Annotated in this window: 17 protein-coding genes; 8 read left to right on the top strand and 9 right to left on the bottom strand. The window is 73.8% G+C overall.

The window, feature by feature from the left end:
- Positions 1-233: 233 nt before the first annotated feature.
- Positions 234-689 carry a helix-turn-helix transcriptional regulator gene (locus tag ACIBPB_RS17530; RefSeq protein ID WP_396840623.1) on the bottom strand — a complete coding sequence of 152 codons (456 nt, stop codon included), beginning with the start codon at positions 687-689 and terminating at the stop codon, positions 234-236.
- Positions 690-946: 257 nt separating this feature from the next.
- Positions 947-2230, bottom strand: a complete 1284-nt coding sequence (locus tag ACIBPB_RS17525; RefSeq protein ID WP_396840622.1) for a cytochrome P450 — start codon at positions 2228-2230, stop codon at positions 947-949.
- A gap of 630 nt (positions 2231-2860) precedes the next feature.
- On the opposite strand from ACIBPB_RS17525, the gene ACIBPB_RS17520 reads away from it, so the two are divergent.
- The 3 genes from ACIBPB_RS17520 to ACIBPB_RS17510 all read left to right on the top strand — a co-directional run bounded on the left by ACIBPB_RS17520 (position 2861) and on the right by ACIBPB_RS17510 (position 9719).
- A complete protein-coding gene (locus ACIBPB_RS17520; RefSeq protein WP_396840961.1) occupies positions 2861-3919 on the top strand; it encodes a DUF1223 domain-containing protein in 1059 nt (352 codons plus the stop codon).
- 205 nt (positions 3920-4124) lie between these two features.
- Entirely contained in the window at positions 4125-7373 is a 3249-nt protein-coding gene (locus ACIBPB_RS17515) for a BTAD domain-containing putative transcriptional regulator (RefSeq protein ID WP_396840621.1), read from the top strand.
- A gap of 63 nt (positions 7374-7436) precedes the next feature.
- Positions 7437-9719: an alkaline phosphatase family protein gene (locus tag ACIBPB_RS17510; RefSeq protein WP_396840620.1), complete on the top strand. Its 2283-nt coding sequence runs from the start codon at positions 7437-7439 to the stop codon at positions 9717-9719.
- Between the two features lie 92 nt (positions 9720-9811).
- Here ACIBPB_RS17510 and ACIBPB_RS17505 read toward each other — a convergent pair whose 3' ends face one another.
- Entirely contained in the window at positions 9812-10393 is a 582-nt protein-coding gene (locus ACIBPB_RS17505) for a VTT domain-containing protein (protein WP_396840619.1), read from the bottom strand.
- On the bottom strand, positions 10390-11154 hold the full coding sequence (locus ACIBPB_RS17500; protein WP_396840618.1) for an MBL fold metallo-hydrolase: 765 nt from the start codon (positions 11152-11154) through the stop codon (positions 10390-10392). The genes ACIBPB_RS17505 and ACIBPB_RS17500 overlap by 4 nt, the downstream gene beginning before the upstream one ends.
- Before the next feature lie 171 nt (positions 11155-11325).
- Here ACIBPB_RS17500 and ACIBPB_RS17495 point away from each other — a divergent pair, with 171 nt between their 5' ends.
- From ACIBPB_RS17495 to ACIBPB_RS17485, 3 genes are all read left to right on the top strand, one after another.
- Complete coding sequence (locus tag ACIBPB_RS17495; protein WP_396840617.1) at positions 11326-12381, top strand: P1 family peptidase; 1056 nt, start codon at positions 11326-11328, stop codon at positions 12379-12381.
- Between the two features lie 185 nt (positions 12382-12566).
- A complete protein-coding gene (locus tag ACIBPB_RS17490) occupies positions 12567-13532 on the top strand; it encodes a DUF817 domain-containing protein (RefSeq protein WP_396840616.1) in 966 nt (321 codons plus the stop codon).
- A gap of 129 nt (positions 13533-13661) precedes the next feature.
- Entirely contained in the window at positions 13662-15236 is a 1575-nt protein-coding gene (locus ACIBPB_RS17485) for a glutamate synthase-related protein (RefSeq protein ID WP_396840615.1), read from the top strand.
- A gap of 73 nt (positions 15237-15309) precedes the next feature.
- Here ACIBPB_RS17485 and ACIBPB_RS17480 read toward each other — a convergent pair whose 3' ends face one another.
- The 4 genes from ACIBPB_RS17480 to mmsA all read right to left on the bottom strand — a co-directional run bounded on the left by ACIBPB_RS17480 (position 15310) and on the right by mmsA (position 20799).
- The gene (locus tag ACIBPB_RS17480; protein ID WP_396840614.1) at positions 15310-16557 is read right to left on the bottom strand and encodes a hypothetical protein; all 1248 of its coding nucleotides are present in this window, start codon (positions 16555-16557) and stop codon (positions 15310-15312) included.
- A 237-nt stretch (positions 16558-16794) separates the two neighbouring features.
- The gene (locus ACIBPB_RS17475; protein ID WP_396840613.1) at positions 16795-17901 is read right to left on the bottom strand and encodes a substrate-binding domain-containing protein; all 1107 of its coding nucleotides are present in this window, start codon (positions 17899-17901) and stop codon (positions 16795-16797) included.
- 55 nt (positions 17902-17956) lie between these two features.
- Complete coding sequence (mmsB, locus tag ACIBPB_RS17470; RefSeq protein ID WP_396840612.1) at positions 17957-19255, bottom strand: multiple monosaccharide ABC transporter permease; 1299 nt, start codon at positions 19253-19255, stop codon at positions 17957-17959.
- Complete coding sequence (mmsA, locus tag ACIBPB_RS17465; protein WP_396840611.1) at positions 19252-20799, bottom strand: multiple monosaccharide ABC transporter ATP-binding protein; 1548 nt, start codon at positions 20797-20799, stop codon at positions 19252-19254. Before mmsA ends, mmsB begins: the two co-directional genes overlap by 4 nt.
- Positions 20800-21422: 623 nt before the next feature.
- On the opposite strand from mmsA, the gene ACIBPB_RS17460 reads away from it, so the two are divergent.
- The gene (locus tag ACIBPB_RS17460; RefSeq protein WP_396840610.1) at positions 21423-22478 is read left to right on the top strand and encodes a LacI family DNA-binding transcriptional regulator; all 1056 of its coding nucleotides are present in this window, start codon (positions 21423-21425) and stop codon (positions 22476-22478) included.
- Between the two features lie 201 nt (positions 22479-22679).
- Here ACIBPB_RS17460 and ACIBPB_RS17455 read toward each other — a convergent pair whose 3' ends face one another.
- Positions 22680-23042 carry an STAS domain-containing protein gene (locus ACIBPB_RS17455; RefSeq protein WP_396840609.1) on the bottom strand — a complete coding sequence of 121 codons (363 nt, stop codon included), beginning with the start codon at positions 23040-23042 and terminating at the stop codon, positions 22680-22682.
- 267 nt (positions 23043-23309) lie between these two features.
- On the opposite strand from ACIBPB_RS17455, the gene ACIBPB_RS17450 reads away from it, so the two are divergent.
- A complete protein-coding gene (locus tag ACIBPB_RS17450; RefSeq protein WP_396840608.1) occupies positions 23310-24062 on the top strand; it encodes a GAF and ANTAR domain-containing protein in 753 nt (250 codons plus the stop codon).
- The last annotated feature ends 201 nt before the right edge of the window (positions 24063-24263 follow it).

Genomic DNA, 24263 nt, shown 5'->3' with positions numbered 1-24263 from the left:
CGGGTCGGATAGGGTCGGGCCGTGTGGGACCTCGTGCTCGACGCCAAGACCGACTCCCGCGCTCATTCACAACGGTCAATCTGCATTTGCTGATTGCACGTCTCATTGCGCCGGAAAGCGCGCTCGCAGGCCAGACCTGACCGTGGTACAAACAGGCCGTACCAGCATCTGTACCCAGAGTCAGGTTGGCTGGCGCCGCGCCCCGGCCCGGGGCGGTGGCCGGCCCGCCGAGGTCAGCGCGGCCCGGGCGGCGGCGGGACGTCGGCGTCCGGCTGGCCGAGCACCTGACCGATCAGCTCCCGCAGCTCGTCGATCGCGGCGACCACCGCCTCCGGATCGCTCGCGTCGCGCCGGGCGGGCGGCGGCGCCGCGGCCGGGTCCAGCCGGGCCACCTCCCCGAACCGGGGGCCGCGCCGGCCGTCCGCGGCCAACTGCTCCGCCGCGACCTGGGGCCACAACGCCGCCAGCCGGCCGCCGGTGTCGAGCACCTCGTCGCAGCGCACGGCGAACTCGTGGCTGCCGAACCGCCGGCCGGACTCGACCGCGGCGACCGTCTCGCGGCTGAACCGCACCCGTTCCGCCAGCGCCCGCTGCGTCAACCCCTGTCGGGTACGCCAGCGGCGCAGTTCCGAGCGGAACCGGTGGCTGGCACCGGAGTGGGCGGTGCCGGACGGCGGCGTGCGATCCATGTGTTCACCTTCGCGACACCGGCTCGGCATCGGCATCAGATCGAGGTTGGGTGATGACTGGGCGTTCGCAGGGGACAATTCTTAACCCAGGGACGGACGGGTGTGAAGACGTGACTCCGCTGCGTGATCGTCGGGCCGGGTCGGTACCGCCGCCGGCCGCCCCGGCCGGCCGGGCCGTTCGCGATCGCCGTTCGCCCCGGTCGCATGCCGGCCGGCCGGCCGCCGGCGCAGCTCAGCGGCCCGGCGGCGGCCACCGGTCAGGCCGCCGGCCGCTCGGCGCGGGGCACCGCGGGGAGGCCGGGCGACGCCGCCGGGTCGACGACCACCGGCAGCGTGCGGTGCGCCCGGAACGCCACGTTCGGTTGGTACGCGCGACCGTGCCCGGGAGCCAGGCGCAGCCCGGGCAGGGCCGCGGCGAGCCGGGTGAGCGCGGTCGCGGCCTCCAGCCGGGCCAGCGCGGCCCCGATGCAGAAGTGGGCGCCGTGCCCGAAGGAGAGGTGGTCGCCGACGTCCGGGCGGTCCGGGTCGAACCGGTGCGGGTCGGCGAACACCGCCGGGTCCCGGTTGGCGGCCCCGATCAGCAGCAGGCAGCGCGCGCCGGCCGGGATGGTCACCCCGCTCAGCGTCACCGGCCGGTTGGTGACCCGCAGCCAGCCGTCGATGGCGGGCGCGAAGCGCAGCGTCTCGGCCAGGAACGCGGGAATCCGGTGCGGCTCGGCCACGATCGCGCGCCAGCGGTCCGGTTCGGACAGCGCCTGGTCCAGCGCGTGGGCGAGCAGCCCCGCGGTGGTCTCGTGGCCGGCGACCAGGAGGTTGAACACGATGCTCGCCACCTCGGCCACGGTCAGGATCTCGTCGTCGCCGTCCCGGTAGGCCAGCAACCGGCCCACGTGGTCCTCGCCGTACCCGCCGGCGTCGAGCCGGACCCGGACCAGTTCCTGGCAGTACCGCCAGAACTCCAGCAGCCCACGGGCCAGCCGGACCTGCTCCGCCGGGTCGGGCCGCCCCCAGATCAGCGCGATCTGGCCGTCCGCCCAGGCGCGGACCCGCCCGATGTCCCGGTCCGGTACGCCGAGGATGTCCAGCAGCACCAGCAGGGGTAGCTCGGTGGTGAACTCCGGGACGAGGTCGACGTGCCGCCCGGGCGCCGCGGCCAGCCGGGACACCAGTTCGTCGACCCGGCGGCGGACGATCGGCCCGTACCGCCGCTCGACCCGCTCCGGGGTGTTGGCGAAGGTGGCGCGCAGCGCCCGGCGGGTCCGCGGATGCACCGGCGGGTCGGCGGCGGCGGTGGTGGGTGGCGCGTCGATGCACATGATGATCTCCAGCGCCGCCGGACAGACGTCGTAGACGGGCGCGAGGGTGAGGGCGTTGCCGAAGGTCCCGGTGTCGCTGAGCGCCCGGCGCACGTCGGCGTGCCGGGTGATCAACCACAGGCCCAGGTCCTCGTCGTGGTGCACCCCGTCCGGGGCGTCGAGGAACCGCCGCCATACCTGCGCCGGATCGGCGAGGTAGGCCCCGGCGAACGGGTTCAACCGCATGACCGCCTCCTGGCTCCCGAATCGATGGCTCGCATTCGGGGATCTTTCCGGACGGTCCGATCGCCGCCGGAGACATTTCACGGTGCGCCTCCGGCGGAACCAAGTCAAGATTTATTATCGTCAATTCAATGACTCTGGGAATTGTGCCCGGACGCCATTATGGACTCCTTGCCCAACTGCAACTTGCGGCCTGCCCATTGCCGCTGGAAGACGGGAATGAGCAGCACAAACCAGTCGCCGGCGCGCGCCGATCCCGGTCGGCTCGGTGCTGCTCGGCGGGCGACGCCAGCGCCGCCCCGGCCGCCCCCACGGCCGCGCGAGAACCGCCGACCGGCGTACGGGAAATGTCGGCCCGGAACGCGCTCACCACCGGTCGGCACGCCCCGGGAATGCGTTGGGCAGGGCACCGGGACACCCGGGAATTCACGGCCCCGCCGCACACCGGCCCCCGGCGCGACCGGTGGTGCGGTGGTCGGCCGGCCCATCCTTCGCCGACACCCGGGCCCGCCCGAACATCCCGGAATACTTCCGAAATTTTCGAGCCCAGCGACGCTCTCCGCCGGCCAGCAGTGGAGCGACCGCTACAACCTCAACGTCTCGGTCTCCGGCGCCAGCAACTGGACCGTGACGATGAACGTCCCGTCCCCCGAGAAGATCATCGCCAGCTGGAACATCAGCGCCAGCTACCCCAGCTCGCAGGTGCTGGTCGCCAAGCCCAACGGCAGCGGCAACAACTGGGGCGTCACCATCCAGACCAACGGCACCTGGACCTGGCCGATGCTCCTGCATTACCAGCTGACCCGTACCGGTCCCGGACACCGGCCGGCGCGGCGGCCCACGGCCGCCGCGCCGGCTCCGTCGTCGGGGCGGCCGGCAGGCATGGTCGCGGCCGCAACGGGAATCGGAGCGGCACGAACCGGCGCGAACCGGCGCGACGGGAGGAGACCTGCCATGACCGACCCATCGCGCAGCACCGGCGGCCCTCAGCCGTCCGGCAGCGGCTTCGCCGTCGTGGAGCTGTTCACCTCCCAGGGCTGCGAGAGCTGCCCGCCGGCCGAGGAGGTGCTCGGCGAGATCGAGCGCGACGCCCGGCGGCGCGGCGAACCCGTCTACGCCCTCGGGTTCCACGTCGACTACTGGGACTACCTGGGCTGGACCGACCCGTTCGGCGACGCGGCGTACAGCGCACGGCAACAGGCGTACGCGCGGGCCTTCGGCTCCGGGCAGTTGTACACGCCGCAGATGGTGGTCAACGGCACCGTCGAATTCGTCGGCTCCGACCGCCGCCGGGCCACCGACGAGATCACGTCCGCGCTGGCGGTGGCGGCCACCGCCCCGCTCACCCTCGCGGTCGCCGACGGCCCCGAGGGACCGGGCGGCGGGCGCCCCGTGGTGGTGGACTACCGGACCGAACGGCCGCCGGCCCGGGCGGTGTTGCAGGTGGCGGTCGTGGAGCGGGACCTCACGACCGACGTCGCGCGGGGCGAGAACGCCGGGCGGACGCTGCGCCAGGACAACGTGGTACGCGCCTTCACATCGGTCGCTCCGGACGGCGCCGGCCAGGTCCGCCTGGACGTGCCGCCGGATCTCGACCCGCGCCGGGCCTCGGTGATCGGCTACCTGCAGCACGACGACGACAAGGCGGTCGTCGGCGCCGCGGCCGTCGACCTGGCCACCCCGCCGGCCTGACAGCCACCACGGCCACCTGCGGTCGACCTGGCCGCGCCGCCGGCCTAGCGGTCACCGCGGCCACCTGCCGGTCGGCCTGGCCGCGCCGCCGGCCTGACGGTCACCTGCGGCCGGCGGGTCCGGCCGCCGCGGATCGACCGGGCCGGCGTCCCAGATTTGACCTACGCGGCTGCCCGGGGCCATCGACTCTTGTTAGCCTCCGGCCGTGGAGCTGCGCTTGCTGGGCCCCGTCGAGGCTCTGCGCGACGGGCGCGCCGTGCCGATCCGACGTCGCCAGGAGCGGCGCCTGCTCGCCCTCCTCGCGATGCGCCCGGGCCAGTTCCACTCCGCGGACCGCCTCATCGACCTGCTCTGGGAGAGCCGGCCGCCGGCCCGGGCCCGGGCCGGGCTCCAGGCCATGATCTCGCACCTGCGCGCCACCCTGGACCTGGGCGGGTCCACGGAGCCGGCGCTGGTCGCCCGCCCCAACAGCTACGCCCTGGAGATCGCGACCGAGCGGGTCGACCTGCACCGGTTCACCGCGCTGGTGGCGCGCGGCCACGCCAGCACCGACCCCGAGCAGCGGATCGCCGTGCTCAGCACGGCACTCGGCCTGTGGCGGGGCGCCGCGCTCGCCGACGTCTTCGACGACGCGCAGCGGATGCGGCTCTTCCCGGAGCTGGACGAGGCCCGGCTGGCGGCGCGGGAGGCGCTGCTCGAGGCGCGCTTCGCGGCCGGGCAGCACCGGGAGATGCTGACCCCGCTGCGCGAGCTGATCAGCGAGCACCCCACCCGCGAGCGCCCGGTGGAGCTGCTGATGCTCGCCCTCGCCGAGACCGGTCGGCGCACCGACGCGGTCGCGGCGTACGCGGCGCTCGCCGACCGGCTCGCCGCCGACCTCGGTGTCCCGCCCGGGGAACAGATCACCGCGACGTACCGGAAACTCGCGCAGGCCACGGCGCCGCCGGACACCGGCCCGGCCCCCGGGCTGGCCGGCGGGCCGGCGCAGCTGCCGCCGCCGCCGGCGCACTTCGTCGGCCGGGGCGTCGAGACCCGCGAGCTGGACCGGCTGCTCGCCGCGGCGGCGGCGCCGCCGGTGCTGGTCCTCTCCGCGGTCGTCGGCACGGCGGGAGTCGGCAAGACCGCGACCGCCGTGCGCTGGGCGCACCGGATCCGGGACCGCTTCCCGGACGGCCAGCTCTTCGTCAACCTGCGGGGCTACTCGGCCGGCCGGCCGATGCGCCCGGCGGAGGCGCTCGGCGCGCTGCTGCGCGGTCTGGGCGTCGCGGCGGCCCGCATCCCGGCCGACCCGGACGAGGCGTCGGCGCTCTACCGCACCGTCGTGGCCGACCGGCGGCTGCTGATCGTGCTGGACAACGCCCTCGACGCGGACCAGGTCCGGCCGCTGCTGCCCGGCTCGGCGCGGAGTCTCGTGCTGGTCACCAGCCGGGACCGGCTGACCGGGCTGGTGGCCCAGCACGACGCCCACCGGCTGACCATCGGGCTGCTCCCGGAGCCGGACGCGATCGAGCTGCTCACCGTGCTGCTCGGCGACGACCCGAGGGCGGCCGAGCGGGACGCCGTCCGGGACCTGGTCCAGGAGTGCGGTCGCCTCCCGCTGGCCATCCGGATCGCCGCCGCGCTGCTGCTCGACGAGGCGGAGCTCGCCGTGTCGGCGTACGTGGCGCAGCTGCGGCTGCGGACCATCGCCGCGCTGGCGATCGACGACGACCCCGGCGTCGCGGTGCAGAGCGCGTTCGACCTCTCCTACACCCGGCTGCCGGCCGACGCGCAACGGATGTTCCGGCTCCTCGGCACCGTGCCCGGGGTGGCGCTGCCGGTCGACGCGGTCGCCTGGCTGGCGCAGACCAGCACCGAGGCGGCCCGCCGGAGCCTGGCCCGGCTCTCCGCGGCGCACCTGGTCGACCTCGACGGCGACCGGGTCGTGCTGCACGACCTGCTGCGACGCTACGCCGCCCAGCACAGCGAGCGGCAGGGCGGGCCGCGCGAGGCGCGGGAGGTCCTCGCCCGGCTGTTCGCCTGGTACCTGGTCCGCGCCCAGGCCGCCGGTGACCTGCTGGCCCCGGGCCGGGTCCGGCTGGAGCTGCCGGCGGGCCTGGCCGCGGAGCCGGCCGGCTTCCCGGACCGGGACGCCGCCCTGGCCTGGCTGGAGGCCGAGGAGTCGAACATGGTCGCGCTGATCCGCACCGGCGCGGACGGGGCGTCGCGGGCCGACGCGGCGCTGCTCGCCGACCAGCTCCGCACGTACCTCTGGGTCACCCGCAACTCGTTGCACTGGTTGCTGGTGGCCCAGGCGGCGCTGCACGCCGCGGGCGGCACCACGGATCCGGCGTTGCGCGCCGCCGCGCACATGAGCCTGGGCAACGTCCACCACCTGACCGGCAACCACCTGGTCGCCATCGCCCACCACCGGCGGGCCGGCCACCTCTTCCGCCGGGCCCGGCACGTGGCCGGCGAGGCCGCGGCGGCCGGTTCGCTCGGCGCCGTCTTCGGCGACCTCGGCCAGTTGGCCACCGCCGCGGCCTGTTTCGAGCACGCGTTGCGGCTCAACCGGCGGATTGGGCACCGCTACGGCATCGCGGTGATGTCCAGCAACCTGGGCACCGTCTACGCCATGGCGGGCCGGCTGCGGCTGGCCGTCGAGCGGTTCGACGCCGCCATCACCATCCACCGGGAGGACGGGGCTCAGCCCAACGAGGCGGTCATCCTCACCAACCTGGGCCTGGCCCGGATCAGCCTCGGCGAGTACCCGGCCGCCCTGGCGGACCTGGGCGCGGCGGTGCGGACCGCGCGGGCGGTCGGGATGGCCTCGATCGAGGCGAACGCGCTGACCGGGATCGGCCAGCTGCACACCCGCCTCGGCGCGACGGCGGCGGCGAGGTCCGCGTTCGCCACCGCGCAGCGCCTCGCCGAGCGCACCGGCGACCGGCTCTGCCAGGCGTCGATCGACATCGCCGAGGGGTGGCTCCTGCTGCACTCCGGTGATCCCGTCGGGGCGGCCGCGAGCCAGGCCCGGGCGGCCGAGTGGGCCCGGTCGGCACGGATGACGGCGACGGAGGCGGAGGCGCTGGTCGGGCTCGCCTGGGCCGTCGCGGACCGGGAGCCGCGGCTGGCCCGCTCCTCGGTGGAGCGGGCGATCACGCTGGCCCGGCAGGCCGGCGCGGCGGTCGTCGAGTGCGACGCGATGGTGGCGCTGGCCGAGGTCGCCCGGCGGCAGGGCGAGCACGCGCAGGCGGCCCGGTACGCCGGGGAGGCGGCGCACCGCGCGCGGGCCGGCGAGACGCCGCTGATCCGGGCCCGGGCGCTGATCACCCTGGGCCACCTGGAACCCTCCTCCGGTGCCTGGCGGGAGGCGCTCGGTCTGCTGGAGGCGCTCGGGGCACCAGAGGCGGCCGAGGTCCGCGACCTGCTCGGGCCGCAGGGCGAGCGCGCCGTCGGCGTCGCGGCCGGCTGACGAACCCCGCACCCGCCGCCCGCCCGCCCTCGCCGATCTTGCCAGCTCAGGTGTGGCATTGTCATGGGAATGGAGCCGGACGCGGACGCCGACGCGGACCGGCGGCTGCGCCGGCCCGTACGCGCCGGTCTCAAGGTGTTGCGCGACTACCGGCCCACCCTGGCCCGGCTCCGCAGCCTGCTGCGCAGCGTGATCACCTCGTTCGTGGTGCTCAGCGTGACGCTCTGGCTGCTGCCGGGGGTCACCGCCAGCGGGTTGATCGCGACGCTGTGGCTGGTCGGCCTGATCGCGGCGATCGGCGCGGTGCTGCGCCCGCTGCTGTTCGCCCTGGCCACCGTGCTGGGCGGGCTCGGCGCGCTGGCCATCGGCGTGTCCGTCCAGGCCATCGTGATGTACGTGGCGTTGCGGCTGGACCCGGAGGCGGACGTCGCCGGGTTCGCCGACGCCTTCGCCGCCGCGTGGCTCGCCCTGGCGCTCGCGGCGGTGGTGAACTGGCTCGCCGACGCCGGCACCGACGACGCGTTCGTCAGCGAGATGCGGTGGGTGATGTCCCGGGTGCGGCGCCGGCGGGAGCGGCACCGCCGCCCCGGTTGGCGGCACCGCCTGCGGCTCGGCCGCGCCGCGCCGCTGGTGCCGCGGCAGGTCCCCGACGGCCTGCTCGTGGTGCAGCTCGACGGGGTGGCCGCGCCGCTGGTGCAGTGGGCGATCCGGGCCGGCAACCTGCCCACCATCGGCCGGTGGCTGCGTACCGGCAGCCACCGGATGACCCGCTGGCACACCGGCCTGCCGGCCACCACGCCCGCCGCCCAGGCGGGCCTGCTCTACGGGGACGTCCGGCGGGTGCCGGCCTACCGCTGGTACGAGAAGGCGACCGGCGGCGACGGCGCGACCGGCCGGCTCGTGGTGACCAGCCGTCCCCGGGACGCCGCCGAGATCGAGCAGCGGCTCTCCACCGGGCGGGGGCTGCTCCGCGACGGCGGGGTGAGCATCAGCACCGCGTTCTCCGGCGACGCCCCCACCAGCCTGCTCACGGTGAGCCGCGCCGGCCTGCCCGGCCGCTCCATCCGGGGCTACGCGGCCTTCATGGCCAGCCCGTACGGCTTCGCCCGCGCGGTGATACGCGGTGCCGGGCAGGTGGTCCGTGAGCTGTACGAGGCGCGCCGGCAGCGGCTGCGCGACATCCGGCCCCGGGGCCGGCGCAGCGGCCCCTACCTGGCGTTGCGCCCGATGGCGAGCCTGCTCAGCGACCTGAACGTGTCGCTCATCGCCGAGCAGATGGCCGCCGGGGCGCCGGTCATCTTCTGCGACTTCCTGGACTACGACGAGGTCGCCCACCACGCCGGCCCGGCCCGCCCGCAGGCGATGGCGGTGCTCGAGGAGCTGGACCAGACGCTGGGGGTGCTCCAGCGGCTGGCCGCCGAGGCGGCCCGGCGCTACCACATCGTGGTGCTGAGCGACCACGGGCAGAGCCAGGGCGCCACCTTCCGCCAGCGGTACGGCGAGTCGCTCACCGAGGTGGTCGCCCGGCTCGCCGCACCACCGGCGCGGCAGGTCGAGGCGGACGGCCGGCCGCCGGCGGGCGTCCCGGCCGCGGAGGTGCCGGCCGCCGAGGCCGCCGGCCCGGTCGAGGAGTGGGGACGGCTGAACACCCTGCTCACCGAGGCCGCCGCGGCCGGCGGGGCGACCGGCACGGCGACCCGGCTGGCGTTGCGCTCGCACGCCGACGGCGGCGAGGTCAGCCTGGGACCGGCCGACCGGGAGGACGCCGCCGTCCACACCGATGCCGGCACCGTGGTGGTGGCCTCGGGCAACCTGGCGATGATCTACCTGGCCCGCCATCCGGGGCGGCTGTCCCGGGAGCGCGTCGACGCGGTCGCGCCGGGGCTGATCGACGGTCTGGCCGGGCACCCCGGCGTCGGGCTGGTCGTGGTCGACTCGGCCGCCGGACCGCTGGCGATCGGCGCGCGGGGCTGCCACCGGCTGCGCGACGGGCGGGTCGACGGCGAGGACCCGCTGGCCCCGTACGGGCCGCAAGCCCGCCACGACCTGCTGCGCCACCAGGCGATGGAGCACGTGGGCGACCTCGTGGTGATCAGCGCGGTGGACCCGGACCTGGAGGAGGTGGCGGCCTTCGAGGAACTGGTCGGCTGCCACGGCGGTCTCGGCGGCTGGCAGACGCAGGCGCTGCTCGTCCATCCCGCGGGCTGGCCGCAGCACGGCGAGCTGATCGGCCCGGACGACGTGCACCGCCAACTGCTCGGCTGGCTGCGCCGGCTCGGGCTGCGTCGGCCCGACGAGCAGATCGCCGAGCCGGCGCACGACGGACGCCCGGAACCAGCCGGGTAGCCACCGGCGCCCGGAGCCGGCCGGGTAGCCACCGGCACCCGGAGCCGGTCGGGTAGCCACCGGCGCCCGGAGCCGGCCGGGTAGTCCGCCGGCTACCGCGTGGGCAGCGGATCCTCCGGCACCTGCCGGCGCCGGTTCAGCCAGCCCACGACCTGGCTGATCAGCACGACGAGCACGACCGCCGCGACGACGCTCTCCCACGGCTCGGGGAAGACCGCCCGGCCGAGGACCCCGATCGCGGCGTACAGCACCGACCAGAGCAGGCTGGCCGGCGCGTTGGCCACCGCGAAGCGGCGCCAGGCCAGCCCGGCCACGGCCGCGGCCAGCAGCACCGGGACCCGCCCGCCGGGGATCAGCCGGGAGACCAGCAGCGTCGAGACGTGCCCCTCCCGCACCCGGGCCGGCATCCGCTCGACCCGCTGGCCGGAACGCAGCCCGGGCACCCGCCGGACCGCCCGTTCGCCACCCCAGCCGAGCAGGACGAAGGTGGCGAGGTCGCCGACGTACGCGCCGACCGCCCCGGCGAGCACCACCAGGACCACGGTGACCGGATGCTGGTGGGCGGCGAGCGCGGCGGCGCCGCTGACCGCCGCGCCGGTCGGCACCACGGGGACCACGGAACCGAAGAGCACCACCAGCAGCAGCGAGCCCAGCACGCCGAGGGTGGCCGTCACGGCCGGCACACCGCGAACGACTCGCCCGGCCGCAGCACCCGTACCCGGGTGTCCGGGCAGACCTGCGCAGCGTGCTGGGCGAAGTCGTCGCCGGGTCCGTGGAAGCGGTCCGGCCGGACCCGGTCGAGCCCGACCGGCCAGAAGGTGCCGTAGTGGATCGGCACCGCCCAGGCCGCGGCCGCCCGGCGGACCGCTTCGGCGGCTCCCGCCGGGTCGAGGTGGCCGGGGCCGAGCGTCGGTCCCCAGCCGCCGACCGGGATCAGCGCCAGGTCGAGCGGCCCGAGGCCGGCCATCTCGTCGAAGAGCCCGGTGTCGCCGGCGAACCAGGTCCGCGCCCGGCCTTCGACGAGGTAGCCGAGGGCGGGCGCGCGGTGCCGGGACCAGGCGCCCCGGCCGGCGTGGTGGGCGGCGGGCACGGCGGTGACGTCGAGCCCGCCGATGGTGAGCCGGTCGCCGGCCGCGACCTCGGTGCACCGGCCGGCGGCCGCCGCGCCGAGCGCCTGCCGGACCAGCCGCGCGGCGCCCGCGGGCACCACCAGCGCGGTGTCCGCGGGCAGTCGCCGCAGCGACGCGAAGTCCAGGTGGTCGGCGTGCAGGTGCGACACGAGTACGGCGTCCGGGGCGCCCGGCAGCCGTGGGGTCGGCCCACGGCGGCGGCGCAGGTGGGCCAGCCGGTCGCGCAGCAGCGGATCGGTCAGCAGCCGGGTTCCCGCGTCCTCGAGCCACACGGTGCTGTGCCCGTACCAGGTCAGCTCGACCATGTCGACACCCGCACCGCCTCGGTCACGCCTGCCACCGTATCCGGCCGCGTCGCCACCCGCCGGGCAACCCCGCCCGTGGCCGGTCCCCGGGCCGGCGGGCGCACGCTTGACAGCGGTCGCCGGGAGCGGGTGGAGTCAGGCCGGCTCATCGGTGTGACCCGGAGGTGCGGTGTGGAGCAGAGTCAGCAGCGGCCGGCCCGCCGGGCCCGCGACCTCGGCATCGTCGTCGGGCCACTGCCCACCGGGCGGCACAACGCGATCACCGACGTGCCCGGGGTGCTGGTCGGGCACACCACCGTCGACGACGGCCGCGACCTGCACACCGGGGTCACCGCGGTGGTACCGAGCCAGCTCGGCCCGGGACGGTGGAGCCTGCCGGCCGCCGTGCACACCGGCAACGGCTACGGCAAGCTCGTCGGCTCGACCCAGGTGGACGAGCTCGGCGTGCTGGAGTCACCGATCGTGCTCACCGCCACGCTGTCGGTGTTCCGGGCGGCGGACGCGCTGCTGACGTACCTGATGGCGGCCCGGCCCGACGGCCTGTCGTTCAATCCGCTGGTGGGCGAGACCAACGACGGCCACCTGTCCGACATCCGCCGCCGCCCGGTCACCGAGGAGCACGTGCTGGACGCGATCCGGCGAGCCGCCGGTGGGCCGCCGGCCGAGGGCTGCGTAGGTGCCGGCACCGGCACCAGCGCGCTCGGCTACAAGGGCGGCATCGGCACCTCGTCCCGCACGGTGCGAACGGTCGCCGGCGCGGTGACGGTGGGCGCCCTCACCCAGTCCAACTTCGGCGGGGTGCTGACCGTGCTGGGGGTCCCGCTGCCCGTCGAGGAACTGGTCCCGGCGGCCGACCGGGCCGAGCCACCCGGCAACTCCTGCATGATCGTGGTGGCCACCGACGCGCCCCTGGACGCCCGGCAGCTCGGCCGGCTGGCCCGGCGGGCGATCTTCGCGATGGCCCGGGTCGGCGCGGCGTACCAGAACGGCAGCGGCGACTACGCGATCGCGTTCAGCACCGCCCGGCCGGACCAGGCGCCGCTGCCCGACGCGGACCTCGATCCGGTCTTCGCGGCCGTCCTGGACTCCGTCGAGGAGGCGTTACTCAACTCGCTGTTCACCGCCACGACCACCACCGGCGTGGCGGGCCGCACCCGGCACGCCGTACCCGGGGAGGCGGTGGTCCGGCGGCTGGCGGCGGCCGGCCGGCTGGCCCCGCCGGCCTGACCTGCCCGGCCGGACCTGCCCGACCTGCCCGACCTGCCGGCCCGGCCTGCCCTGCCCGGCCTGCCCGACCTGCCGGCCCGGCCTCCCCTGCCCGGCCTGCCCTGCCCGGCCTGCCCTGCCCGGCCTGGCCGGCCTGCCCGGCCCGACCTGCCTGGCCGCCGGCGCGGCACGATAGCGTCGGGGCGGTGCGTACCCCTGCCGATCCGGCCGCCCTGACCACCGCCGAGCGCGCGATCGATGCCCGGTTCCGCGCGCTGCTGGCCCGGCTGCCCCGGCGCGGCGCCGCCGGCTGGCTCACCGAGTTCGCGGTCTTCGGGCTCAAGCAGGCCTGGGCGTGCGTGTTCGGCGGGGCGATGCTGGCGGTCATCTTCGCGGCGCGGCTCTGGTACCCGGCGGACGCCGGCTTCGCCCGCAACGACTTCCTGACCGTCGCCGCGGTCGCCATCCAGATCGCGATGGTGGCCGGCCGCCTGGAATCCCTGCGCGAGCTGCGGGTGGTGGTCCTCTTCCACGTCGTCGGCACGGTCATGGAGCTGTTCAAGACCCACATCGGCTCGTGGTCCTACCAGCCCGACGGTGTCCTGCGGCTGGGTGGGGTGCCGCTGTTCAGCGGCTTCATGTACGCCGCGGTCGGTTCCTACCTGGTCCGGGTCAACCGGCTGTTCGACCTGCGCTTCACCCGCTACCCGCGGCGCTGGGTGACCGCCGTGCTGGCCGTCGCCATCTACGCCAACTTCTTCGCCAACCACTACGTCCAGGACCTGCGATGGCTGCTCATCGCCGCCGTCGCGCTGGTGTTCGGGCGCTGCGTGATGCACTTCCGGGTGTTCCGGCTCCGGTGGCGGATGCCGCTGCTGCTGGCCTTCCTGCTCGTCGCCGCCTTCATCTGGCTGGCCGAGAACATCGCCACCTGGTCGCACGCCTGGCTCTACCCGAGCCAGCTGGGCGGCTGGCAGCCGGTGTCGCCGGCGAAACTCGCCTCCTGGTTCCTTCTCATGATCATCTCGGTGGTGCTGGTCACCTGGGTCTCCCCGCCGCAGCCGCCCGACGACAACCGGCCGGCCGCCGCGAGCGACGCGGACCGGACCGGCGAGCGGGTGGCCGCGGAGACGGTGGGCGGTTCCGCGCCCGACCGCTCGCGCACCGGGTAGCCGGCGTACCGTCCCGCGGTCGCCCGGGTAGCCGGCGTACCGTCCCGCGGTTGCCCGGGTGGCCGGTCCGGCCATCGCGACCCGCCGGTCCTCGTTTGGCGGACGGCGATCCCGGAAAGAGTGGCGGGCATGAGCTGGGCCCGTCGAGCCGCACCCGCCGCCGTCGCCGCCGTCGCGGCGCTCGCCGCGCGCGACCTGCTACAACGCGACCACGCACTGCTGCGCACCTTCCCTCTGCTGGGTCGCGCCCGCTACCTGCTCGAGTCGATCGGGCCGGAGCTACGCCAGTACATCGTGGCGGGCAACAACGAGGAGCGGCCCTTCACCCGGGACCAGCGGCGGTGGGTGTACGCGTCGGCGAAGCAGGAGAACAACTACTTCGGGTTCGGCACCGACAACGACATCGAGTCCACCCCGGGCTACCCGATCATCAAGCACCGCACGTTCGGCCGGGCGGTGCCGCCGTCCTCCCCCACCGCCGGGCACGACGTGACGCTGCCGTGCGCCAAGGTGCTCGGCGCGGCCCGGGGGCGGGCCCGGGCCTTCCGCCCGGAGTCGGTGGTCAACATCTCCGGGATGAGTTTCGGCTCGCTCTCCGGCAACGCGGTCGAGGCCCTCAACCGCGGCGCCGCCCTCGCCGGCTGCCTGCAGAACACCGGGGAGGGTGGGCTGTCGCCGTACCACCGCAGGGGCGGCGAGCTGGTCTTCCAGATCGGCACCGCCTACTTCGGCTGCCGCGACGAGCGCGGCCGGTTCAGCCTCGACCGGCTCAAGGACCTGGTGGCGTCCGCGCCGGTGCGGGCCTTGGAGATCAAGCTCAGTCAGGGTGCGAAGCCGAGCCTCGGCGGCCTGCTGCCGGCGGCGAAGGTCTCCGCGGAGATCGCCGCCGCCCGGGGCATCCGGCGCGGCGAGGACTGCGTCAGCCCGTCCCGGCACGCCGAGTTCTCCGACTGTGACAGCCTGCTGGACTGGGTGGAGCTGCTCGCCGCCGAGACCGGCCTGCCGGTGGGCATCAAGTCCGCCGTCGGCGACCTGGGCTTCTGGACCGAACTGGCCACCCTGATGCGCGACACCGGTCGCGGGGTGGACTTCGTGACCGTCGACGGCGGCGAGGGCGGCACGGGCGCCGCGCCGCTGATCTTCACCGACTCGGTGTCGCTGCCGTTCCAGCAGGCCTTCTCGCGGGTCTACCGGATCTTCGCCGAGCGGGACCTGCACGAGCAGGTGGTGTTCGTCGGCGCCGGCAAGCTCGGTCTGCCGGACAACGCGGTGGTCGCGTTCGCCCTCGGCGCCGACCTGGTCAACGTCGGGCGGGAGGCGATGCTGGCGATCGGTTGCATCCAGGCCCAGAAGTGCCACACCGACACCTGCCCCACCGGGGTCGCGACGCAGAACCCGTGGCTGGCGCGCGGCGTCGACCCCGGGCGCAAGTCGGTGCGGGCCGCCAACTACCTCCGTACCCTCCGGCGCGACCTGGTCAAGGTGGCCGAGGCGTGCGGCGTCGAGCACCCCGCGCTGATCGACACCGACGCGATCGAGATCCTCGACGGCCGTACCGCCTCCACGCCGCTGGCCCAGGTGTACGGGTACCGCCCCGGCTGGGGGCTGCCGTCCGCCGCCGACCAGTCCGAGATCATCCGGCTGATGACCGCCGAGGCGCCGCAGGGCGGCAGCGCCCCGCCCTCCCCCACCGCCGTCGGCTGACCCGCCGCCGGTTCCTCGGCCGGGACGGGCGCCCCGGCCGGGAAGCCGGGACGCCCGCGTCGGGCGGTGCGGGTCAGCTGGTCACGATGCTGGCGCCGTACGCGGCGAGGGACGTGCCGATCGGGATGTAGTAGACGTAGTTGTAGCCGGGCGTGTAGATCGTGCCGGGGCAGAGGTTGTTGGCCACGGCCGCGGCGCCGGCGGTCATGGTGCCGAGGGCGTTCGCCCTGCCGTCGGTGCGGTAGGCGATCACCGGGCCGCCGCTGTCCCCGGGGGCGACGGCGCAGGTGCCGTTGAGCTGGCGGGCCTGCACCAGCGGGCCGACCGTGCCGCACGGGATGCCGTTGATGCCGAGGTACAGGTTGACCGCGGTGACCTGGATGTTGCTGTGCTCCCCGCTGGTGGCGCCGGTGGTCACGATGTAATTGCCGACGAAGCTGCTCGCCGTGCCGCCGATCGCGACGCTGGTGCCGGAGTACGGGCCGCCGGTGAAGACCCGGCCCCACGAGCCGGTGTTGATGATCTCGAGGTCGGTGCAGGTGATCTTGTTGGAGATCGTGCCCATGGCCGCCCCGGCGCCGGTGGTGACGGACTGCCCGTTCTCCCCGCAGTGCCCCGCGGTGAGCATCCGTACGGTTCCGCCGGTGTTGATGGCGAAGCCGGTGCTGCACCCGCCGGTCGGCGACCAGAACCGGCCGCCGCCGTAGTAGTTCGGGATGTCGGCCTGCCGGGTGTAGGTGGCCACCGGCGCGTCGCCGGCCACCACCGACACCACGGCCGCGGAGTCGCGGACCGCCCGGGTGGCCCGGACCTTGGCCAGCTTGGGGGCCCGGGCGACGACCTGCACGCCGCTGCCGTCCACCCGGGGCACCACCGAGGCGACGTCCGGCACGGTGGCCAGCTTCCGGGCGGTCGCGGCCAGGTCGGCCTCGGAGTAGCGGGCCGGCACCAGCCGGACCGGCACGGTGCGGTTCAGGTCGCGGACCAGCGCGCGCACCCGGGCGCCGGCGTCGCCCTTCCAGTAGACCCGCAGCTCGCGGTTCTCGGGCGCGGCGACGATGCCCGCGAAGCCGGCGCCCTTGACCGCCGCGACGCGGGTGGCGGCCTGGTTGAGTCTCTCCTGGACGGAGATGAGTTCCGTCCAGCTGGCGAACCCGGCGGGCACCGGGCCGGCTGGGCCGGCGCCGGGCGCCGCGGGTTTGGTCTGCTCGCTGGCGGACGCGACGCCGGCCAGCGAGGAGACGGCCAGTACGGCTGCTCCGGTCAGGGCCAGGGCGCCGCGCAACAGCGTGCGCCGGCGGGTGTGCTGCGAATCGATCATCGGTCGTGACCTCCTGGGTCGGGGGAACTTGAGTGACCGGTCGCTTCGCAGTGTGTTGGGGCGGGCACGGGAAGTCACTGGCTGGGCATGGTTGCTGACAGTGACAGGAGCTTGACCTTTTGTCACGGCGAGTCGCCACGGCGAGCGACGGGCACTCCGCTCTCGCGCACCCAGGCACGGCGGAGGGGCCCGGAACATGTCCCGGGCCCCTCCTGGCGACTACCTACTCGACGATGCTCACTTGGTGAGCGGCGCGAGCTTCGGGTCGTTGGCGTACGCCTCGGCCGCGTTGGCCTTGGTGACCGCCACCGGCGGCAGCAGGTAGGTGTCGACGACCTTGGAGCCGTTGTTGTACGACTTGGTGTCGTTGACCTCGGGCGCGTTGCCCTCCTGCAGGGCCTTCACCATGGCGATGGTCTGCTTCACCAGGTTCCGGGTGTCCTTGTTGATGGTCATGTACTGCTCGCCAGCCATGATCGACTTGACCGACTCGACCTCGGAGTCCTGGCCGGTCACGACCGGGATCGGCTTACCAGCACCCTTGATCGAGGTGATGATGGCGCGGGCCAGGGTGTCGTTCGGGGAGAGCACGCCGTCCAGCGTCTTGCTGCCGTAGGTCGAGGTGAGCAGCTGGTCCATCCGGGCCTGCGCGCCCTCGGCCTTCCAGCCCTGGATGGCGGTCTGCTTGACGTCGGCCTGCTTCGAGGCGACGACCACGTTGCCCTTGTCGATCTCCGGCTTGAGCACGCTCATCGCGCCGTCGAAGAAGACACCGGCGTTGTTGTCGTCCGGCGAGCCGGAGAAGAGCTCGATGTTGTACGGGCCGTTCGGCTTCTTGGCCTTCATGCCGTCCAGCAGGGCCTGGCCCTGGAGCTGGCCGACCTTGAAGTTGTCGAACGCGACGTAGTAGTCGAGGTCCGGCGTGTTGGTGATCAGCCGGTCGTAGGCGATGACCTTCGCGCCGGCGGCGTGGGCCGCGGCGACCTGGGTCGACAGCTGCGCGGCGTCGGTCGCGCCGATGACGATGACCTTGGCGCCCTTGGTCACCATGGCGGTGATCTGGGCCTGCTGGTCCGCGACGGTGGTCGACGCGCCGGCGTACTGCACGTCGCTCTTGAAGCCGGCCTCCTTGAGGCCGTTGGTGAACAGGTCGCCGGCGAGGACCCAGTTCTCCGAGGTCTTGGACGGCAGGGCGACGCCGATCAGGGAGTCGGCCGCGAAGCCCTTGGTGTCGCCGGCCGAGCCGCCGGTGTCGCCGTCGCGGCCGGAGCCGCAGGCGGTGGCGGTCAGGGCCAGCGCGGCGATGGCGCCGATGGCCACCGATTTGCCGATCAGATTACGCATGGCTGGATGGTGCCCTTCTGGAGAGGTGATACGGGGTGTGAGGCGGGGTGGAACGTCAGCTCGGCACGGCCGTGCGGGCGGTTTCCCGGTCCGCGTCCGGTGGTGCCGTGGGCGGGGCGGGAGTCTCGCGGTGGAACGAGCGGGTGAGGCTGCCGATCACGGAGAACTTGCCCTGCTTCTTGTTGTAGACATCGAGCGCGACGGCCAGCAGCAGCACCAGGCCCTTGATGATCTGGACCCGGTCGGTGCCGACGCCGAGCAGTTGCAGGCCGTTGTTCAGCACGGCCATGACCAGACCGCCGACGATGGAGCCGCTGATGGTGCCGATGCCGCCGGAGACGGCCGCGCCGCCGATGAAGACGGCCGCGATGGCGTCGAGTTCCCAGCCGTTCCCGTCCTGCGGGCCGGAGGCCGCCGAACGGGCCACGAAGATCATGCCGGCCAGGGCGGCCAGGACGGCCATGTTCATCATGACGAAGAAGTTGACCCGCTTGAGCTTCACTCCGGAGAGCTCGGCGGCGCGGGAGTTGCCACCGACGGCGTAGATGTGCCGGCCGCCGGCGGTGTTGCGGGTGTAGAAGGAGTAGGCCAGCACCAGCGCCAGCAGGATGATGCCGGAGACCGGGAAGCTGGTGCCGACGCGGCCGCTGGCGAAGCGGAGCGACGCGAAGACGATCACGCCGACCATGACGGCCATCCGGAGCACCGAGATCCACATCGGGGCCGGCTCGGCGTCCATGTCCCGGCGGGTCTTGCGGGCCTGGAACTCCCGCCACACCACGGCCACACACGCGGCGAGGCCGAGCAGCAGCGTCAGGTTGTTGTAGCCGGTGTTCGGACCGACCTCGGGCAGGAAGCCGGAGCCGATCACCCGGAAGCCCTCCGGCACGGCGATCGTGTTCGCGTTGCCGATGAACTGGTTGCCGCCCCGGAAGAGCAGCATGCCGGCCAGGGTGACGATGAACGCCGGCACCCCGACGTAGGCCACCCAGAAGCCCTGCCAGGCACCGATGATCGCGCCGATGGCCAGGCCGAACAGGATGGCCACCGGCCAGGGCAGCGACCACTCGGCCATCGACTTGGCCACCAGGATGCCGGTGAAGGCGGCGATCGAGCCGACCGAGAGGTCGATGTGCCCGGCGACGATCACCATCAGCATGCCGATGGCCAGGATGAGGATGTACGAGTTCTGGTTGAACAGTGCGATCAGGTTGTCCGATCGCAGCGTCAGGCCGTCCGTGAGGATCTGGAACAGGACGACGATCGCCACCAGGGTGAAGATCATCCCGAACTGGCGGGCGTTGGACGTGGTCCCTCCGAAGAGGTTCTTCTGCAGGTCCTTGATTCGGCTCATCGTGTCTGCATCTTCTTCGTCGAGGTCATCTGCTTCATGAGGGTTTCCGGGTCCGCGTCCCGCCGGGCGATCTCGCCGGTGATGGCGCCTTCGAACACGGTGTAGATGCGGTCGCAGAGCCCGATCAGCTCCGGGAGCTCCGAGGAGATGACGACGACGCCCTTCCCCTGGTCGGCGAGCCGCTGGATGATGCCGTAGATCTCGTACTTGGCGCCCACGTCGATGCCGCGGGTCGGCTCGTCGAGGATCAGCAGGTCCGGGTCGGTGAACATCCACTTCGCCAGGACGACCTTCTGCTGGTTGCCGCCGGAGAGCTTGGAGACGCTCTCGTCGACCGACGGCGCCTTGGTGCGCAGCTCGCGCCGGTAGGACTCGGCCGCCTGGTACTCCGCGACCTCGTCGAGCACGCCGTGCCGCGAGATCTTCGACAGCTTCGCCGACACCGTGGACGCCTTGATGTCGTCGAGCAGGTTCAGGCCGATCGCCTTGCGGTCCTCGCTGACGTACGCGAGCCCGTGGGCGATCGCGTCGGCGACGGTCTTCAGGACGATCTCCTTGCCGTCCTTGATGATCGTGCCGGACTCGTACACCCCGTAGGAGCGGCCGAAGACGCTCATCGCCAGCTCGGTGCGGCCGGCGCCCATCAGGCCGGCGAAGCCGACGATCTCGCCGCGCCGGACGACGAAGCTCTCGTTCTTGCAGACCTGCCGGTCGGCGGAGATCGGGTGCCGGACGTTCCAGTCGCGGACCTCGAAGAAGACCTCGCCGATCTTCGGGGTGTGGTCTGGGAACCGGCTGTGCAGCTCCCGCCCCACCATGCCCCGCACGATCCGGTCCTCGTCGACGCCGTCGGCCTTGACGTCCAGCGTCTCGACGGTCCGGCCGTCCCGGAGGATGGTGATCTGGTCGGCGATCGCCTCGATCTCGTTCAGCTTGTGCGAGATCATGATCGAGGTGATGCCGCGCGACCGGAAGCCGCGCAGCAGGTCGAGCAGGTGCCGGGAGTCGGCCTCGTTGAGCGCCGCGGTGGGCTCGTCCAGGATGAGCAGCTTGACGTCCTTGGCGAACGCCTTGGCGATCTCCACCAGCTGCTGCTTGCCGACACCGATGTCCTTGACCAGGGTGTCCGGGTCCTCCCGCAGGCCGACCCGGGCCATCAGGTCGAGGGCCAGCCGGTTCGCGGCCTTCCAGTCGATCGCACCGTGCTTCCGCGGCTCGTTGCCGAGGAAGATGTTCTCGGTGATCGACATGTGCGGGATGAGCGCGAGCTCCTGGTGGATGATCACGATGCCGGCCTGCTCGCTGGCCCGGATGTCGGAGAACCGGGTCTCCGCGCCCTGATAGATGATCTGGCCGTCGTAACTGCCGTACGGGTAGACCCCGCTGAGCACCTTCATCAGCGTGGACTTGCCCGCACCGTTCTCGCCGCAGATCGCGTGGATCTCGCCGGCCCGCACCACCAGGTTGACGTCGGCAAGGGCCTTGACGCCAGGAAACTCCTTGGTGATGGAGCGCATCTCCAGCAGGACAGGCAATTCACTCATCGTCCCGCCACCTTGCCAACGTCATCGTTGCCTCCGCGATGGTTCATGACCTTCGCTCACGTTTGGTGCTGCCGGGCAACCCAACCTCGCCGGGGGCCGTTCCGCAAGTGGTCAAGTCATGAATTGTGTAACAAATCGGTAATATCCCCATCTGTCACGAGTGACTTTCCCGACACCCCCCGGGGGAATGCGCCCGAAGGGGATGTGCGGCCACGAAACGGGTCGCCTCCGTTACCGAGCCGGCGGCCCCCGACGGAGCGGGGCGCCGGGCCCGGGAACCGCCTCACCAGCCGCCCGCCGGAAGACCCGCCGCCGCCCGCGCCGGGCGCCGAAGATCAACTTATGACATCGTTGACACATCGTATACCGATCTTCCGGCCGGCCCGCTCCGCGCCTCCCCCGGCCCAGCGAAGCCCCCGGTCTGTCGTCCCGGGCCGCGCCCTGACCGGTCCGCTCTCCGCCTCCCCCGGTCCAGCACAGCCCCGGTCTGCCGTCCCGGGCTGTGCCCTGACCGGCCCGCTCCGCGCCCGCCGGCGGGCTTGGCGGCCGGCGGGTGCCGGGGCGCGCCGCCGGCGGACCGCCGGTCGGCGGCGCGACCGGGTGCGGCGGGCATAATCGCGGACATGACCACTGACCCGAAGGTCGCTCGGCCCAGCCTGGCGCAGGTCGCGGCGCTGTCCGGGGTGTCGGTCAAGACGGCCTCCCGGGCGCTGGGCGGTGAGCCCCGGGTGGCGGCGGACACCCGGTCCCGGGTACGCGACGCCGCCGACCAGCTCGGCTACCGGCTCAACGGGGTGGCGCGCGAGCTGCGCCGCGGTGCCGACACCTCCACCCTGGTCGGTCTGCTCATCGGCGACCTGGCCAACCCGTTCTACTCCCGGCTGGCCGGGGGTCTGGAACGCGAGCTGCGGATGCGCGGCCTGCAACTGATCACCGCCAGCACGGACGAGGATCCGGACTGGGAACGCCGGCTCGCCGACGCGTTGCTGGAGCGGCGGGTCCGCGGCCTGGTGATCGCCTCGACGGCGACCGAGCACGCGCACCTCGCCGCCGAGGGCCGCCACGGGATCCCGTTCGTGTTCGTGGACCGGCCCCCGGTCGAGCTGGCCGCCGACACCGTCCTGCTGGACAACCACACCGGCGCCCGGCGGGCCGGGGCCCACCTGACCGCGCTCGGCCACCGGCGGATCGGCGTGGTGGGCGACTTCTCCCGGCTCAGCACCCACCGGGAGCGTCTCGACGGGTTCGCGGCGGCCATGCACGCGGTCGGGGTGTCCAACTGGGCCGACTACCTGGTCGAGAACGCGCACGACGTGGCCGCCGCCGAGCAGGCCGTACGCGAGTTGTTGAGCCGGACCCCCGCGCCGACCGCCCTGTTCACCATGAACAACCGGATCACCCTCGGCGCCCTGCGGGCACTGCGCGGGCACCCCGCGCCGCCCGCCCTGATCGGCTTCGACGACGTGGATCTCGGCGACGTGCTGGGGGTGAGCGTGGTCGCGCACGACCCGCGGGACATGGGGCGATGGGCCGCCCAACTGCTGCTCGACCGGATCGACGGCGAGCGCGGGCCGGCCCGGCACGTGGTCATCCCGACCAGCCTGCTGGCTCGCGGCTCCGGGGAGCGACCGCCGCCGGCCGCCGTATCCCGGGCGGGGGCCACGACACGTTTGGAGTGATCAAACGGCGGGGTATCTGTGTCCTACCGGCAGGCGGTTCGACTGGCAGCCGGGTCGCCTCCGAGCGTTGTCGCCCGCGCCGACGCCGCGACGCCGTCAGCCGGCGTCGCGGGTGACGGGCGACCGCGCGGGTCGGAGCGCGCCCGGTGACCGGTCGGTACGACTCCGGAGCACGAGCACGGACCCGGAGTGGAAGGCAGGTCATTCAGTGATGAACTCGTCCCTGAGGCCGACCATGTTCAGCACGGCGCCGCAGATGCGGGACGGCTCACGCAGCACCAGCGTGCGGCCCGCCGCGACCACCCGCCGACGCACCCGCAGCAGCACGGTGACCCCGGCGGCGCCGAAGAAGCTCACCCCGCTCAGGTCGAGGACCAGCACCGGGGGCGGCTGACCCGCCATCGCCCGGTCGACGGCGCTGGACAGCACGTCCACCGTGTCGAGGTCGAGCGGCCCGCGCACCGCCACCACCAGCGCCGGGCCCTCGGCAGTGACCACGAGGGACAGCACGGGCGGGCCGGAGGTTTCCGGCGGCGCCGGATACGGCACCGGATGAACCGACATGAGACAACTCCTCGCCGAGGAGGACCGGACCGGGGTGTGCCGCCCCCACCATCGGTGGGCCGCACAGGTCCTGGGCTCATGTCCGAACCCACCCCGACCCTAGCGCCGTTGCGCCCGATCCGCACCCCCTGCCGGTCCGGGCCCGGTTGTCCGGGCCCGGCGACGGCCCCTCGACGCACCGGCCGGACCTCCGTTGAGGACCGCCCGGCCCGGTCAGAACGACGTGATTGGCACGAACGGACACTCGATCTTCAGGAGGTAACGGTGGTGTCCGACACTCCCGCGGCACACCTGGCCTCGGCGTACGGCCAGTTGCTGACCCTGCTCGCCGACTCGCCCCACGTCGACGTCTTCCTCGACCAGGTCGTCCGCGTCGCGGTGGAGGTCGTCGCCCCCGCCGCGGCCTGCGGCCTGACGGTAAGCCGCGACGGTGGCGCCGGCACGGTCTCCGCCAGCGGCGACCTCGCGGCCCAGGCGGACGAGATCCAGTACGGCGCGGACGAGGGCCCCTGCCTGCACGCCCTGCGCAGTGGCACCGTCGTCGAGGTCGTCGACCTGCGCGAGGACGAACGCTGGCGCGGTTATCGGGAGCACGCGCTCCGGCTCGGCATCCTCAGCTCGCTCTCGCTGCCGATGACGATCGACGGCGAGACGGTGGGGGCGTTGAACCTCTACGCCACCGACCGTGCCGCCTTCGACGAGCCGGCCCGCCGGCACGCGGTGGCCTTCACCGATCAGGCCACCGCGGCGCTGGCCGTCATCCTGCGCCAGGCCGATCAGGCCCTGCTGCACCAGCAGCTCACCGACGCGATGGCCTCCCGGAGCGTGATCGACCAGGCGCTCGGGGTGCTCATGGGCCAGCAGCGCTGCACCGCCGCGGAGGCGTTCGGCCTGCTCCGGCAGGCGTCCCAGCACCGCAACCGCAAGCTGCGCGACGTCGCCACGGAGATCATCAAGCAGGTGAGCGGCGCGTCCCCCCAGCCGGCGACCCGGTTCGTGACGCCCGGTCAGGGCGCCTGACCGGCAGGCGCCCTGGACTCGGTCCCGGCCGGCGGACGGCGGTCCGTCGCCGCCGCGCCGGCCGGGGACATGGCTCGTGAGGGGTCAGAGGGTGGTTTCGCCGGGTAGGCCGAAGTAGTCGTGCCATTTGGTGCCGGCGGTGAAGGTGGTGCCGGTGGACAGGCCTACGTAGATGTCGTTGGTGGTGCCTTTGGTGAACAC

Source organism: Micromonospora sp. NPDC049836, assembly GCF_044465125.1.
In the GTDB taxonomy this organism is placed as follows: Bacteria; Actinomycetota; Actinomycetes; order Mycobacteriales; family Micromonosporaceae; genus Micromonospora.
The sequence above is the reverse complement of the archived record's forward strand: the minus strand, read 5'-3'. Positions and strand labels throughout refer to the sequence as shown.

Coding starts and splice junctions, on each gene's coding strand:
- ACIBPB_RS17530 (WP_396840623.1), bottom strand. CDS start 689: ATGGATCGCACGCCGCCGTCCGGCACCGCCCACTCCGGTGCCAGCCAC.
- ACIBPB_RS17525 (WP_396840622.1), bottom strand. CDS start 2,230: ATGCGGTTGAACCCGTTCGCCGGGGCCTACCTCGCCGATCCGGCGCAG.
- ACIBPB_RS17520 (WP_396840961.1), top strand. CDS start 2,861: ATGAACGTCCCGTCCCCCGAGAAGATCATCGCCAGCTGGAACATCAGC.
- ACIBPB_RS17510 (WP_396840620.1), top strand. CDS start 7,437: ATGGGAATGGAGCCGGACGCGGACGCCGACGCGGACCGGCGGCTGCGC.
- ACIBPB_RS17500 (WP_396840618.1), bottom strand. CDS start 11,154: ATGGTCGAGCTGACCTGGTACGGGCACAGCACCGTGTGGCTCGAGGAC.
- ACIBPB_RS17485 (WP_396840615.1), top strand. CDS start 13,662: ATGAGCTGGGCCCGTCGAGCCGCACCCGCCGCCGTCGCCGCCGTCGCG.
- ACIBPB_RS17480 (WP_396840614.1), bottom strand. CDS start 16,557: ATGATCGATTCGCAGCACACCCGCCGGCGCACGCTGTTGCGCGGCGCC.
- ACIBPB_RS17475 (WP_396840613.1), bottom strand. CDS start 17,901: ATGCGTAATCTGATCGGCAAATCGGTGGCCATCGGCGCCATCGCCGCG.
- mmsB (WP_396840612.1), bottom strand. CDS start 19,255: ATGAGCCGAATCAAGGACCTGCAGAAGAACCTCTTCGGAGGGACCACG.
- mmsA (WP_396840611.1), bottom strand. CDS start 20,799: ATGAGTGAATTGCCTGTCCTGCTGGAGATGCGCTCCATCACCAAGGAG.
- ACIBPB_RS17460 (WP_396840610.1), top strand. CDS start 21,423: ATGACCACTGACCCGAAGGTCGCTCGGCCCAGCCTGGCGCAGGTCGCG.
- ACIBPB_RS17455 (WP_396840609.1), bottom strand. CDS start 23,042: ATGTCGGTTCATCCGGTGCCGTATCCGGCGCCGCCGGAAACCTCCGGC.